This window comes from Micromonospora sp. NPDC047134 (assembly GCF_040643455.1).
Taxonomy (GTDB): domain Bacteria; phylum Actinomycetota; class Actinomycetes; order Mycobacteriales; family Micromonosporaceae; genus Micromonospora.
In genome coordinates this window covers 85,000-99,280 of sequence record NZ_JBEYUI010000005.1, presented here as the reverse complement: position 1 = coordinate 99,280, position 14,281 = coordinate 85,000, and the positions used below count along the sequence as shown (strand labels likewise).

At 68.6% G+C, this 14,281-nt stretch carries 8 protein-coding genes and 1 pseudogene; 1 reads left to right on the top strand and 8 read right to left on the bottom strand.

What is annotated here, in order from left to right; all coding sequences use genetic code 11:
- Positions 1-25: 25 nt before the first annotated feature.
- The 6 genes from ABZ795_RS09325 to ABZ795_RS09300 form a co-directional block, all read right to left on the bottom strand.
- Entirely contained in the window at positions 26-700 is a 675-nt protein-coding gene (locus ABZ795_RS09325) for a 2OG-Fe(II) oxygenase (RefSeq protein WP_327024356.1), read from the bottom strand.
- A gap of 98 nt (positions 701-798) precedes the next feature.
- The gene (locus tag ABZ795_RS09320; RefSeq protein ID WP_357529925.1) at positions 799-1,584 is read right to left on the bottom strand and encodes a PhzF family phenazine biosynthesis protein; all 786 of its coding nucleotides are present in this window, start codon (positions 1,582-1,584) and stop codon (positions 799-801) included.
- A gap of 54 nt (positions 1,585-1,638) precedes the next feature.
- Positions 1,639-1,995, bottom strand: a complete 357-nt coding sequence (locus ABZ795_RS09315) for a hypothetical protein (RefSeq protein ID WP_327024358.1) — start codon at positions 1,993-1,995, stop codon at positions 1,639-1,641.
- On the bottom strand, positions 1,992-5,012 hold the full coding sequence (locus ABZ795_RS09310; RefSeq protein ID WP_357529924.1) for an alpha/beta fold hydrolase: 3,021 nt from the start codon (positions 5,010-5,012) through the stop codon (positions 1,992-1,994). The genes ABZ795_RS09315 and ABZ795_RS09310 overlap by 4 nt, the downstream gene beginning before the upstream one ends.
- Positions 5,009-5,443: a hypothetical protein gene (locus ABZ795_RS09305; RefSeq protein WP_357529923.1), complete on the bottom strand. Its 435-nt coding sequence runs from the start codon at positions 5,441-5,443 to the stop codon at positions 5,009-5,011. The genes ABZ795_RS09310 and ABZ795_RS09305 overlap by 4 nt, the downstream gene beginning before the upstream one ends.
- Before the next feature lie 352 nt (positions 5,444-5,795).
- Entirely contained in the window at positions 5,796-7,745 is a 1,950-nt protein-coding gene (locus ABZ795_RS09300; protein WP_357529922.1) for a penicillin-binding transpeptidase domain-containing protein, read from the bottom strand.
- A 289-nt stretch (positions 7,746-8,034) separates the two neighbouring features.
- Between ABZ795_RS09300 and ABZ795_RS09295 the strand changes: the two genes are divergently transcribed.
- Positions 8,035-13,089 carry an NAD-glutamate dehydrogenase gene (locus tag ABZ795_RS09295; RefSeq protein WP_357529921.1) on the top strand — a complete coding sequence of 1,685 codons (5,055 nt, stop codon included), beginning with the start codon at positions 8,035-8,037 and terminating at the stop codon, positions 13,087-13,089.
- A gap of 60 nt (positions 13,090-13,149) precedes the next feature.
- Here ABZ795_RS09295 and ABZ795_RS09290 read toward each other — a convergent pair whose 3' ends face one another.
- On the bottom strand, positions 13,150-13,851 hold the full coding sequence (locus ABZ795_RS09290; protein ID WP_357529920.1) for a class F sortase: 702 nt from the start codon (positions 13,849-13,851) through the stop codon (positions 13,150-13,152).
- A pseudogene (locus ABZ795_RS09285) lies at positions 13,835-14,281 on the bottom strand (hypothetical protein); the annotation flags it as partial. The gene ABZ795_RS09290 and the pseudogene ABZ795_RS09285, both read right to left, overlap by 17 nt.

Sequence of the window (14,281 nt, the reverse complement as noted above, 5' to 3'; positions counted from 1 at the left end):
GGTGGTGGGTGAGTTGAGCCGCCGGCTAGGCGAAGACCACGAGGGGTTCACCAGGAGACGGTACGCCCACGAAGCATGCGGCGCTGACCCGCGAACCCTGGTCCACCCGGCGTACGCCGTGCACCCGGGCGGCGTCGAACATCAGCAGGTCACCCTGGCGCGGAGCGCAGGACCAGTGCGGCTCGCCCAGGTCGGCTCGATCGAGGCCGTAGTCGCTGCGGCGGTGGGCGTCGTAGCTGCCCTCGTCAGTCCACAAGGTCCAGAATTCCACCTCGCCGCCATTGTCCGGTGGCGGCACCTCCAGGTAGATGTTGGTGCCGATCCGCCGGCGGAGGCGGTGGGCGGCCAACAGTGGGATCGCCCGCTGGTCTATGTGCGGGTTGGCGTGCCCACCCGCCGGCCAGCGGCGAATGATTCCGGGCAGCATCATCCGGCCCTCGTGGCGGGCCACCGTTGCACCATCCGGCCACGTCTCGTCCAGCCGCAACCGTAGGTCGTCGAGCGGGGAGAGTCGGCCGGCGAAGACCTCCCGCCGAATGAGCTCGGTGGTCTCGGCTGCGGTCGCCATGTAGCGGTCTTCGTTCGCAGTCGACTCGCCAGCTTCCCCGATCGAGGTGCCGATGCTCTGGAAGTCCCCGGTCAGCGTGTAACGGGATGCCTCGCATACCCGGACGACGGCGGGCAGGACCGCTCGGCACATCGCCGGTGGGTAAAAATGCCGAACCCAAATCGCATCCAGGTCACCATTGGCCAGTTGGTTCAGCGTTGTCGAGGTCAACTCCTGGGCATACTTCATGCTCAGACCGCGATCTCACCGTGCCAGACGGTGACCCCGCGCCCGCCGAGGCGGATGCGGTCTCCCTGCCGGGTCAACCGCAGGGTGCCGCCGCGCGTGGAGAGCTGCTCGGCGACCAACTCGTCGCGGTGTAGTCGCTCGGCCCACCAACTGCCGATGGTGCAGTGGGCAGAACCGGTGACCGGATCTTCGGGAACACCCACGGCGGGATAGAAGCATCGGCTGACGATCCGGTCACGCTCATCGTCGTATGCGGTGAGGATGACGCCGCGTACCGGGATCGAGGCCAGTAGCGAAAGGTCGGGGCGTGCGGCACGGACATCGTGTGGGCTGGCGACCTCGACGAGCAGGTCGGACACCCCGCGGGCCACGGTTACGACGGTGACGTCGTCGGCGAGGGCGCGACGGAGCTCGGGCGGTGCCGACACTGGTGTCGGCGGATCGGCCGGGAAGTCCATCTCGATCCAACCGTCCGGCGACACCGTGCAGGTCAGCTCTCCGCTGCGGGTACGGAAGCGGGTCGAACCGCCCAGCACGTGCGCGGTGGCGAGGGTCGCGTGGCCGCAGAGGTCCACCTCGACCGTCGGGGTGAACCAGCGCAACTGCCACCAACCGTCCTGTCCGGGCAGCACGAATGCCGTCTCCGAATGTCGCATCTCGCTGGCGATGGCCTGCATCCAGGCGTCATCGCGCTGTTCATCGAGGATGACCACACCGGCCGGGTTGCCGCGGAACGGCTCGTCCGTGAAGGCGTCAACGACGAACAGTCGGGTGCCGTTCGTATTCATGGAACCTCCCTCGTCCGCGGAGCAGGCCGGCCAGGGCGGGGCCCCACCACGAACTCACCTGGGGTGGTCGGTCAATGCGGGAGCCGGAGTGGCGCCGCTGAAGTAGAGCTTGGGATCGACCTCGAGGGCGGATGTGTAGGCCCCGGACATTTCCCGAGCAATCTGCCGGAGTTCCTCGGGCACCGGCGTGCGCGTGGTTCCTAGGGTCTGTTCCGTCGTGACTGAAGCAGGAGCGACTGACCCCGCTGCGGTCTGGGTACTGGCGAACATGCCTACCCCCGTTTCGTCGGACCGGATCGTTTCAGAATCTCCGGACGCGGCGGACACGACAACCACCATTCGGTGGATTCGGTTCGCGCGTCGTGCTGAATGACAGCTTTCCGACACCCGTGTCGAGTGATCGATGCTCATGTCTGCTTCTCCTGGTCGGTCTCAGCTAGCGGCTCCCGATCGGCCGCACCTGGTTGTGGTGGCACGAACTGCGTCAGCTTGTTCAGCGTCTCGCGGGTGGTCACCGTGTCGGGGTGTGCCTCGCCCAGCACCCGTTCGCGATCGAGGTGCAGTTGGGTCAACTCGGTCCGCGCGGTGTCGATCTTTCCTTGTTCTATGTGCACCTGGGCCAGCGTCCAACGCAGCCAAAGCACTTCTGGACGGTCCGCCTGGCCGGGCTCGACGCTGTTGAGCGCTGCCCCGCTCTCCTGTTCGGCCTCCTCGTATCGAGACAGCTCGTAAAGGCACCGGGCCAGGCTCTGTCGAACGAACAGGGTCTCCGGCTCTGTGGGTGCCCAGTGGCGCAGCCGGATCGCCAGGATCTCCCGCAGCATCGTCTCGGCTTCGGCGGTCCGGCCCTGGAGAAGGATCGCCCGAGCCAGGCTGTGCCGGATGACCATCGTGTCGGAATGCTCAGGCCCGCGAACCCTGTCCTCTGCGGCGACGATCGCGGTGAGTTCCTGTTCTGCCTCGGCCCACCGACCGTTCTGCGCCATGATGGCGCGGGCGAGTTTGTGCCGGCTGGCCAGCGTGTCCGCGTGATTGGCGCCAAGTACGGCCGTCCGATCGGCGATCAGCTCGCGAAGGAGTTCCTCGGCGTCGTGCGGTCGCTGCAACTCCAGCGCCGCGCGGGCCAGTTCGTGCCGTAGCGCCAGCATCTCTCTGTCCGTCGGGTTCACATCGAACGCCTGGCAGCCGGCCACCACAGCAACGAGCAACTCCTCGGCGGCAAGCGCCAGGCCGGTGGCGATCAGGTACCGCGCGGTCAGCCGTACCAGTTCCAGTGTTGCCAAGACGGTCACCCGCTCGTACCGCACTCCGCTGGTCAGCAGATAGTCCCGGGCGACCCCGATGGTGTGCGGAGCGATGAGGTACCAGCCGTCCCAGGCCGACTGCGCGTCCGGGTTTCGGTCTTTGACCGCCGCGGTCAGCATCTTGCTGATCAGGCTGTAGTACTCGTTGGTTCGTTGCCGGAGATCTGGGTGGTCGCGCATCATCCCGTGCACCAGTGGATGTAGCGACATGACGTGCCGGAAGTCCTCGTCGCGGACGGACTCCACCTCGTACAACTCGATCAGGGAGAGGTCGGCGAGACCTTCCAGCACGGTGAGTCGCTGTCGGCCGGTGAACTCGGAGAACAGCGGAGATCGCATCAGGGCCTGCTGGTCGAGCACCCGGTGGTAGGGCACGGGCGCGACGTTGAGGCAGGCGAGGACCCGCAGCAGATTGCCGGCCTGGGTCAGCCCTCGCCGAGCCAACAGGTCCAGGGAGATGTCGAAGACACTGCTGGTGACACCGAGGCCGGTCGGCTCGTCGAGTTCCCCCCGAGCACCTGGCGGTAGCGCGAAACGCTGTTGCAGGTCCTGTAGGTAACTGTCGAAATTCCGCAGCACCTGAGTGCCCTGCCAGACCCGCGTGGTGTGGACGGACTTCAGGTAGTCGCCGACGGCGCGTAGCGCGAGTGGCAGCCCACCGAGCGCGGCGCTGAGTCGCTGAGCCTGTTCCACGGTACCGGCCACGCTGCCGGCCCGGTCGAGCAGCACCAGGGCACCGTCCTGCTCACTCAGCGGCGGCACCGGGTGCCGCACCGACCAGGACGGCCAGGTGGTGCGGTCGCCGTCGCGGCTGGTGATGATCACGAGGTTGTCTGGGTCCGTCGGTGGGCGCAGCCAGCCGGTGCCGTCCGCGATGTCCTCGTCAACCGGGTCGAGCAACCGCGGTTCGTCGACGTTGTCGATGATGAGCACCCAACGCTGCTCGGCCTGGTTGAGGAAGCGCCAGACAAGGTCGGTCGCGCTTGAGTCGCCGGACCACGCCCGGTCCACCAGACCAGTCGGTGCACCGAGTCGACTGGCGACCTCACGCATGCCGGAACTCAATCGGAGCGCCGAGACCCACCAGACCTGGCGTCCCTGCCGGAGAGCGCGGCTTGCGATCTCCAGCGCCAGGTGACTCTTGCCGCTGCCGGGTAGACCGTGCAGAACGTGCACGGATGGGCCGCTCCGGCCGGTACGGAATTCGCCGGTGATCTCTTTGAGCAAGTCATCCCGCCCGTAGACGGGTGAGGTGAGGCGGGCCAGGGGCGGGTCGATGGAGATCCGGCCGGCCCGGTCCGGCCGGTCCAGGGCAGTGCTGCTCGCCGGTGCGGTCCTGACCGATGCAGGCGGCTTCGATGACGAGTCGGTCCGTTCCGCGGCGGGGGAGGCCGCAGGTTCGATCTCGGGTTCGCCGGGCTCCTCGGCCGCTGTCTGGATCTCTTTCTTGAGCGCCCGATAGCATGAGTCTTCGGGGGAACTCGGCCGGATCACCGAGAAATGATCACCGGGAAGAACGCCGGTCATGGTGAAGGTCCAGTTGGCGAGCACCGGCGGGACGATGTTGTCGGATATCCCAGCGTAGGTCGAGACGGGGATCGGCCATTCCGTGGCGGTGCGCTCGCGGGCCTGAAGGACGCCACGAATCACCGCGTTGTGGGTCTCGATGATTCCCTCGTGCAGTGGACGCAATTCCCGTTCCTGGGGACTGCGTCGTCGTAGGGTCAGTTTGCGCAACGAGCCGAGGAACTGGGACCCGGAATTCGGACAGGCGAACATCACCACCCGGCGGATCGGGGCCAACTCGTGACCGTGCGCCGCAGCCAGGGTGCGCGCCAGAAACCGTTGGACGATCAGACCACCCTGGCTGTGCGAGACGAGTACCACCAGCCGGGCGTCGGCCGGAAGATCGTCCCGCAGATATGTGCGCAGCCGGTCGGCGATGTCGTTGAGATGGGGAATCCGGCGGTCCGGCCGGAACCGAACGAGTTGCGAGGCGTACTCGAAGAAGTGAATCCGTAGCCCTGGCAGCTCTGGATCCTTGGACAGCAGCTCCGTCATCGGAAGCCAGGCGCGCCGGGAGGAGAGCAGGCCATGGACGAAGACGACGTCGATCCGGTTCACTTCGCCTCACCATCCCCGGCTGCGCCGGCAGGTGATCCGGCTGGTGCTCCCGTGCTGTTCGGGCGGTGACCGGCATTCGGCGGATCGGTTGGTCTGGTGGCCGAGAGGATGTCGACGACCACGCGGGTGAGCAGAGTCGCTACCGCCAACGCCAGGCAGACCGCCAGCAGCGTCCTGGGAACCGGACCGGGCGCCACGTAATCGGCGAGCACCAGTAGCGACAGGGTGAGGCCGCCCATGATCGTACTTACGATGAAAATGGAATATGCGCGTACCCGGGGTCGAGTCCAAAATCTGACACCATCGGGATCCTCGCGCCGGGTGTGCCGGTTCTGCTGGCCCAGTCGGTCGAGGAAGCGGGATTCCCAGATCAACGCGAGCATCAACACCGGTAGTACCTGGGCGCTGGTTGCATAGAAGTCAGGGAACAACGTGGACCTCCGCTGGGGTCGGAAGTCTTATCATCCGCTGCTCTGGCGCAGGCATGGATCGCACGATTGGTTGACATCATATCGGCGTACGTCGCGCGGAGCAGCATGAATGGTGGTCAGCGATGGTACGGCAATTGCGCCCGCGAACCGGCCGAATTCGCGTGCGGGATGAATGGCCGATCGCTGTCGGGTGAATGATTCCAGAGCGTGACCAGATGGGGTGGCGGAGCCTGTCCGCGTGCGGGTCCCGTTGATCTGCGGATAGGCCGTCACCTCAGTAGATCTTGCGTAGGCCGACCCGTGACTATCCGTAGTCGGGTTGGCCGGGTGAGGAAAGCGGTATGTCCGCCGGTCAGGAGAGGGCGCGGAGGAAGCGTTCGGCGATGGGGACGGCCGTGCCGCTGCCGGAGCCGCCCTTTTCGACGAAGACCGCGAAGGCCACCTCGCCCTGCCAGCCGATGAACCAGGCGTGGGTGTTCTTCGGGTTGTTGTCGTACTCGGCGGTGCCGGTCTTGCCGTGCACCGGATCGCCGGGCACATCCTTCAGGGCGCTGCCGGTGCCGCTGGTGACGACGGTACGCATCATCTCGCGGAGGGCCGTCACCGCCTCGGGCTTCAACTCCGGGCCCGGCTCCCCGGCCGCCTCCGGTGCCGGCTCCAGGACCAGCTTCGGTGGGGTGAAGGCACCCTTGGCCACCGCTGCGGTCGCCGCGGCCATGGCCAGTGGGCTGACCACCGTGGTGCCCTGCCCGATCGCGGCGGCGGCCTGCTCGGTGGCGCCACCGCCGGCGGAGACCTTACCGGTGAAGGCGTCCAGTCCCACCTGCCACTGACCCTCCAGGCCCAGGTTGCGGCCGGTGGCGGCCAGTCCGTCGGGGCCGAGTTGCGGGGCCAGGGCGGCGAAGGCGGTGTTGCAGGACTTGGCGAAGTTCGTCCGGAACGGCACCTCGCCGAGTTCGAAGTCGTTGGAGTTCTTGAAGGACCGGCCGTCGACGACGACGGTCTTCGGGCAGTCCACGACGGTGTCCGGGGCTACCTCGCCGCGTTCGACCAGGCCGAGTGCGCTGACCATCTTGAAGGTGGAACCCGGCGGCACCTGGGCGGTGAAGGCCAGGTTCTCCCCGGCGGCGCCGGGGCCGTTGGCGGCGGCGAGGATCGCGCCGTCGCTGATGCGTACGGCGACCAGGGCGGAGCGTCGTCGTTCGGCCCGCAAGGCCTGGTCGGCGGCCTTCTGGGTGGCGACGTCGAGGGTCGTCTTGACCGGTTTGCCGGGCTGTGCCTCGTGCTGGAACACCTCGGTGTCGGTGGGCACCAGGGTTCCGTCCGGCCCGGGCCGCTTGATGATCACGGTGAGGCCGGGGACGCCGCGCAAGTGCTCGTCCCAGCGGCCCTGCAACCCGCCGTGCCCGACCAGGTCGCCGGGGGAGTAGCGGTCGGGATGCTTGGCCAGGTCCTCGGCGTGCGCGGGATCGACCGTGCCCAGCACCGCCCGGGCGAACTCCCGGGTCGGGGCCAGGTCTAGCTTGTCGCTCTGGAACTTCGTCCCCGGCAGGTCGTAGATCCGCGACCGGATCTGCCGGTACGCCTCGTCGCGGAGGGTCACCACCTCCACGAAGGCGTCCGGTTTCGCCTCCGCCAGCCGCTTCGGCAGACCCGACAGGTCGACCGGTGGGGTGATCGCCGGGCGGATCGCCCGGAAGGCGGCCTCCAGCTCACGGGTCACCGCCTTGACGTCGGTGACCTCGCTGGGTTGCAGCCCTACCCGGACCACCTCGCGGGGGGCCACGATCGGCTGGTCGTCGGCGTCGAGCACGCTGGCCCGGGGGGCCCGATCCCGCCGCAGCCCCAGCCGGTCACCTCGGGTGAGCTGCTCCTGGACGATCTGCGGCTCCCAGATCACCTGCCACTGGTCGTCGCGGCCCTGGGTGAGTCGTACCGGCCGGTCGTAGGTCCAGGTGGTCTCGCCCGGCAGGGTCCATTCCAGGCGTACGGTCGCGGTGGCGGTGTTCTGCACGATCGTCGGCTCGCCCTGCCGGGCCAGGGTGAGCGGGGCGTCCACCAATTCGCCGGAGAGTTCCCGGATCTCCTGGACGACCGTGCCGGCGGGGATCTTGGCGCCGGTCGGGTCGACGAAGCCGATCGAGTTCAGGTCGCCGGAGCGCCAGCCGGTGAGGAAGGCATCGACGGTGCGTTCCGGGCCGTCCTCGCCGGAACAGGCGACCAGGCCCGCCGAGGCGACGAGACAGGCGACCGTGGCGGCGAGTCGTGACCATTGGTGACGCTGTCGGTGCGGCCGGTGCATCAGAACTGGTTCCTCCCCGTAAGGCTGCCCTGCACCGTAGTACCTCCCGAGCGTCCGTACCGCCCCGGTCGGCTGGGGTTGGGCGAAAAGACGGGCCGGTCACGGTGTGAGGAACAACATGAGCTGGGGTACTCCTGATCCGGCCGAACCTCGTACCGCAACGGGTGAAAGGACGACTGTCCTGATCCGGAAGGCCGGCCACAGGTCCGCCGACGGACGACCCGGTCGGTCGGCCTAGGCTTGGTCGCAGAGTGATCCACAACGCAGTGGGTCGAGGGGAGTGGCACCGATGGACCGGCGTCCGGCGATAGAACCGGGACCCGACCTCCGGCAGGATGACACCGGCCGGGACGACAGCTTCGACACGGCGACCGACGGAGACGGCTACGGCCGACTCGATTCAGGAGTGACCGGCATGACCGGTTCGAGTATCGACACCCTCTACGACCTGGGTCTGCCACCAGAGGCGCTGGCAGGCGACGTGGAGGACGCCGAACTCGACGAGCAGGTACCCAATGCCGAACGACTGGTGGCCCAGGCGGTCGCGCTGGCCGGGGACGACCATGACGCGGCGACCCTGGTGGGGCGTTTCTGGCGGTTCGCGCCGGATGAGGAGCTGATCGGCTTCACCGCCGAGGAGATGCTCGAAGCCGCCCGAGACCACCGGGAGTTGGCCGAGCAGCGGGTACCGGGCGAGTTGAAGCTGCGGATCCACTCACCCGACGAGGAGCAGCACCACAGCGTCATCGAGATCGTCACCGACGACATGCCTTTTCTGGTGGACTCGGTGACCGCCCTGCTCAACAGTCACCACCTGGACGTGCACCTGCTGGTGCACCCGTTGGTGGTGGTGCGCCGGGAGCCGCTGGGTCGGCTGGTCGAGGTGGCCGCCGACGTGGAGCCGGACGACGCGATCGCCGGTGACCTGGTCGAGAGCTGGATGCACATCGAGGTCGACCCGATCCGTGATCCGGCGGAGCGGGACCGGCTGCGCCGCGAGTTGCAGCGGGTGCTGACCGATGTGCGGGAGGCCGTCGAGGACTGGCCGAAGATGCGCCAGCAGGCCCTCTCCCTGGCCGACGAGTTGGCCGCCGCGCGGACCAGTGACAACCGGCCACCGGTGCCGGAGAAGGACATCACCGACTCGGTGGAGTTGCTGCGCTGGCTGGCGCACGACCACTTCACCTTCCTGGGCTACCGGGAGTACCGGCTGGTGCCGGACTCGGAGAAGGGCGGGCCGGCCCTGGAGGCCGTGCTCGGCACCGGGCTGGGCATTCTGCGGCAGGACTCGCCGGAGGCGCGGGCCCTGTCCTCGATGACCCCGGAGGCGCACGAGAAGGTCACCGAGAAGCGCCTGCTGATCATCACCAAGGCGAACTCCCGGGCCACCGTGCACCGCTCGGCGTACCTGGACTACATCGGTTTCAAGATCTTCGACGAGAACGGTGCGGTGGTCGGGGAGCGCCGCTTCCTGGGCCTGTTCTCCACGGCCGCGTACCGGACCAGCGTGCAGGAGCTGCCGGTGGTCCGCCGTAAGGTCGCCGAGGTGCTGGACCGCTCCGGCCTGAGCCAGCGCAGCCACTCCGGCAAGGACCTGCTCCAGATCCTGGAGACCTACCCGCGCGACGAGCTGTTCCAGATCAAGACCGACGACCTGTACCACGCCGTGATCGGTGTGCTGCGGATGGCCGGTCGTCGGCAGTTGCGGGTGTTCCTGCGCCGGGACGCGTACGGGCGGTTCATCTCCTGCCTGATCTACCTGCCCCGGGACCGGTTCACCACCCAGAACCGGCTGCGCATGCAGGACATCCTGCTGCGGGAGCTCAACGGGGTCGGGGTGGACTACACCACCCGGGTCACCGAGTCGATGCTGGCCCGGGTGCACTTCATCGTGCGGACCGACCCGACCAACCCGCCCGGGGAGATCGACGCCGACCTGCTGGCCGAGGAACTGGCCGACGCCACCCGGCTGTGGGACGACGACTACCGGCTGGTGCTGGAACGCAAGCTCGGTGACGAGCAGGCCAAGCACCTGTTCGTCCGGTACGCCGACGCCTTCCCGGAGGGCTACAAGGACGGGCACACGCCGTACGAGGCGATGAAGGATCTGGCCAAGCTGGAGCTGCTGGAGGAGCCCGGCCAGCTGGAGATGCACCTGTTCCGCAAGCAGCCGCTGCCGCGCGCGGTCGCCCGGGGAGCGGACCTCGACGACGCGATGGACGTCCGGTTCAAGGTCTACCGGTACGGCGAGCCGATGATGCTCTCGGCGGTGCTGCCGGTGCTGCACTCCCTCGGGGTGCAGGTGGTCGACGAGCACCCGTACGAGGTGGAACGGGTCGACGGGCGGATCTGGCTGTACGACTTCGGTCTGCGGCTGCCCGAGGGCCACCAGGACCTGGCCGAGGTGCGTCCGCACGTGGAGAACGCCTTCGCGGCGGCGTGGCGGGGCGAGGCCGAGGTGGACGGCTTCAACGAGCTGGTGCTGCGCGCCGGGCTCACCTGGCGGCAGGTCGTGGTGCTGCGGGCGTACGCGAAGTACCTGCGGCAGACCGGCACGGTCTTCTCCCAGGACTACATGGAGTCGACCTTCATCGCGTACCCGCACCTGGCCCGGCTGCTGGTGCAGCTGTTCGAGACCCGGTTCGAGCCGGGGGCCCTCAGCAGCGAGCAGCGGGAGCAGCGCAGCGCGGAGCTGGTCGCCGGGCTGACCTCCGCCCTGGACGACGTGGCCAGCCTCGATCAGGACCGCATCCTGCGGGCGTACCTGACCCTGATCCAGGCCACCCTGCGGACCAGCTTCTACCAGAAGCCGGTGGGTGGGCGGCCCAAGGCGTACGTGGCCTTCAAGCTGGATCCGCAGGCCATTCCGGACCTGCCCGCGCCTCGGCCGAAGTTCGAGGTCTTCGTGTACTCGCCCCGTTTCGAGGGGGTGCACCTGCGGTACGGGCCGGTGGCCCGGGGTGGTCTGCGCTGGTCGGACCGGCGGGAGGACTTCCGCACCGAGGTGCTCGGCCTGGTCAAGGCGCAGATGGTGAAGAACGCCGTGATCGTGCCGGTGGGCGCCAAGGGCGGCTTCGTGCTCAAGCAGAAGCCGGGGGACCGCGACGAGGCGGTGGCCTGCTACAAGGACTTCGTCGGGGCCCTGCTCGACGTCACGGACAACATCGTGGCCGGGGAGATCGTGCCGCCCGACGACGTGGTCCGGCACGACGGCGACGACCCGTACATGGTGGTGGCGGCCGACAAGGGCACGGCCACCTTCTCCGACATCGCCAACGAGGTCTCCGTAGCGCACAACTTCTGGTTGGGTGACGCCTTCGCCTCGGGTGGCTCGGCCGGGTACGACCACAAGAAGATGGGCATCACCGCCCGGGGGGCCTGGGAGTCGGTCAAGCGGCACTTCCGCGAGACGGGCCATGACACCCAGAGCCAGGACTTCACCGTGGTCGGTGTGGGCGACATGTCCGGTGACGTTTTCGGCAACGGCATGCTGTTGTCGGAGCACATCCGGCTGGTGGCCGCCTTCGACCACCGGCACATCTTCCTGGACCCGGATCCGGAGGCGGCGGCCTCGTACGTCGAGCGGCGGCGGCTGTTCGAGCTGGCCCGCTCCACCTGGGAGGACTACAACCCCGAGCTGATCTCGGCCGGTGGTGGGGTCTATTCCCGTACGGCCAAGTCGGTGCCGATCTCCCCGCAGGTGCGGGCGGTGCTCGGGTTGGACGACGATGTCGAGCAGCTCAGCCCGCAGGAGCTGATGAAGGCCATCCTCACCGCTCCGGTGGATCTGTTCTGGAACGGCGGCATCGGCACCTACGTCAAGGCCTCCACCCAGAGCAACGCGGAGGTGGGCGACAAGTCCAACGACGCGATCCGGGTCAACGGCAAGGACCTGCGCTGCCGGGTGGTCGGTGAGGGCGGCAACCTGGGCTTCACCCAGCACGGCCGGATCGAGTACGCCCGCACGGGCGGTCGGATCTACACCGACTTCATCGACAACGCGGCCGGGGTGGACTGCTCCGACCACGAGGTGAACATCAAGATCCTGCTGAACACCGCGGTCGCCGACGGGGAGCTCGACGTCCCCGAGCGCGACGAGCTGCTGGCCGCGATGACCGACGAGGTCGCCGAGCTGGTGCTGCGGGACAACTACGACCAGGCCCGCGCGATCAACAACTCGCAGGCCCAGGCCGCCTCGCTGCTGCCGGTGCACCGGCGGATGATCAGTGAGCTGGAGCGGTCCGGCATCCTGAACCGGGCCCTGGAGGGGCTGCCGTCGGACGAGGAACTGGCGGTACGCACCGAGTCCGGGCTGACCGCGCCGGAGTTCGCGGTGCTGCTGGCGTACGTGAAGATCGCCCTGGAGAAGGAGATCCTCACCGAAGGGCTGGCCGACGAGGAGTGGACCAACAAGGTGTTGGTCAACTACTTCCCCTCGCCGATGCGCGAGCGGTTCGCCGAGCGGATGGGGCGGCACCGGCTGCGTCGCGACATCGTGACCACCGTGCTGGTCAACGAGGCGGTCAACCGGGGCGGCATCTCCTTCATCTTCCGGGTGGTCGAGGAGACCGCCGCGCCGGCCGCGGACGTCATTCGGGCGTACGTGGTGGTCCGTGAGGTGTTCGGGCTGCGGGCACTCTGGGACGCGGTCGAGGCCCTGGACAACAAGGTCGACCCGCAGTTGCAGACCGACGTCTACCTGGACACCCGGCGGCTGCTGGACCGGGCGGTGCGTTGGCTGGTGACCAACCGTCGGTCCCCGATCGACGTGCGGGCCGAGATCGAGCGGCTGCGCGACGGGGTGGCCAAGCTGCTGCCGGAGCTGGAGACCCTGTTCTACGGCAGCGAGCGGGAGGCGATCGCCGCCCACATCGACACGATGACGGAGCGGGGCCTGCCGCGGGAACTGGCCGAGCAGAGTACCCGGCTGATGTACAGCTTCGGTCTGCTCGACGTGGTGGAGACCGCGACCGGTTCCGAGCGGGAGGTGAGCGAGGTGGCCTCGATCTACTTCGTGCTCTCCGACCGGTTCCGGGTGGACTCGCTGCTGTCGAAGATCTCCCTGCTGCCCCGCGAGGACCGGTGGCAGACCCTGGCCCGGATGGCGCTGCGCTACGACCTGTACGCCGCGCTGGCCGCGCTCACCGCCGAGGTGCTCGACTCCACGCCCGCCGACCTGCCGCCGCTGGAGCGGGTGCAGCAGTGGGTGGAGTCGAACGCCACCTCGATCCATCGGGCGGAACGGGCGATGGGGGAGTTCGACGAGTCCCGGGCCGACCTGGCGGCCCTGTCGGTCCTGCTGCGGCAGATCCGCACCCTGGTGCGTACCTCGGCCGCCGCCTGATCGATGGACGAAGCGTGGCCCGGCGGGAAACCGCCGGGCCACGCCGCTGTCCGGGGGTGGTCAGGAGTGCAGGGAGGCGAAGACGATCACGTTGTCGGGGTAGTCGCCGGTGGCGTCGTCGAACTGGCCCCCGCAGGTGATCACACGTAGTCCCGGCCGGTCGTTGGGGCCGTAGACCTGCTCGGTGGGGAAGGCGTTCTTCGGGTGGGAGACCACCGAGTCCACCTGAAAGGTGACGGGCCGGCCGTCCGCGCGGTCGACAGTGATGGTGTCGCCGGATTTCAGGGCGCCGAGGGAGAAGAAGACGGCCGGCCCGATGGCGGCCGAGTCGACATGCCCGACGATGACCGCGTTGCCCACCTCGCCGGGGCTCGGCCCGGGTTCGTACCACCCGGCCAGCAGTGCCTGGTCCAACGGCGGGACCTGGACCGTACCGTCGGGATTGGTGCCCAGCGGCATGATCTTCGCGTTGACGCCGATGCGGGGAATGCGGACCGTGGTGGGCGCGGACCGGGGCAGCCCGACCGGGGCCCGAGCGCCGCCGAGGTCGGCGTCGTCGAAGGGGGCCTCGACCGAGGGGGTGGCGCCCACCCGGGTCACCGGCTGGGGTGGGCGGACCGTTCCGGTGCCCTTCAAGGCGGCGCCGATCAGCCCGGCGCCCACCATCGCCAGGAGGACGACGAAAGCGGCGCCGACGGCGCGCCACGGTTTACCGTAGCGGCCGTCGGCCCGTCTCGTCGTCGCGTCAGGCCGCGAATTCATCGGTCCGACGACGACGCAGCAGCACCAGGCCGCCGAGAGCCGCCGCGCCGACCAGGCCGGCCCCGGCGGTGGCCATCTCACGGTCGGTGCCGGCGGTCAGGCCACCGTCACCACCGTCGACCCCACCCTTCGGCAGGACGACCAGTTCGCCCTCCCCGCAGGAGCCCTCCAGCTTGTACGTGCCGGGCTTGGCGTCCTTGGCGATCCGGGCCTCGCCGTAGTAGACGAAGTCCTTCTTGTGCTCCCAACGGTCGCCCTTGTCCGCGCCGTACTCGTCACGGTCCTTCCAGTCGCGCCCACCCTCGGCGTGCTGGCCGTGCTCGTCGCTCTTCCCGCTGCCTTCCCCGTCGGCGGCCGCACCCCCGCCGGCACCCTGCTGGGAAGCCTCCTCGCGGTCCTGCCACTCGCCCTTGTCTTCGCCGGGCTTCCA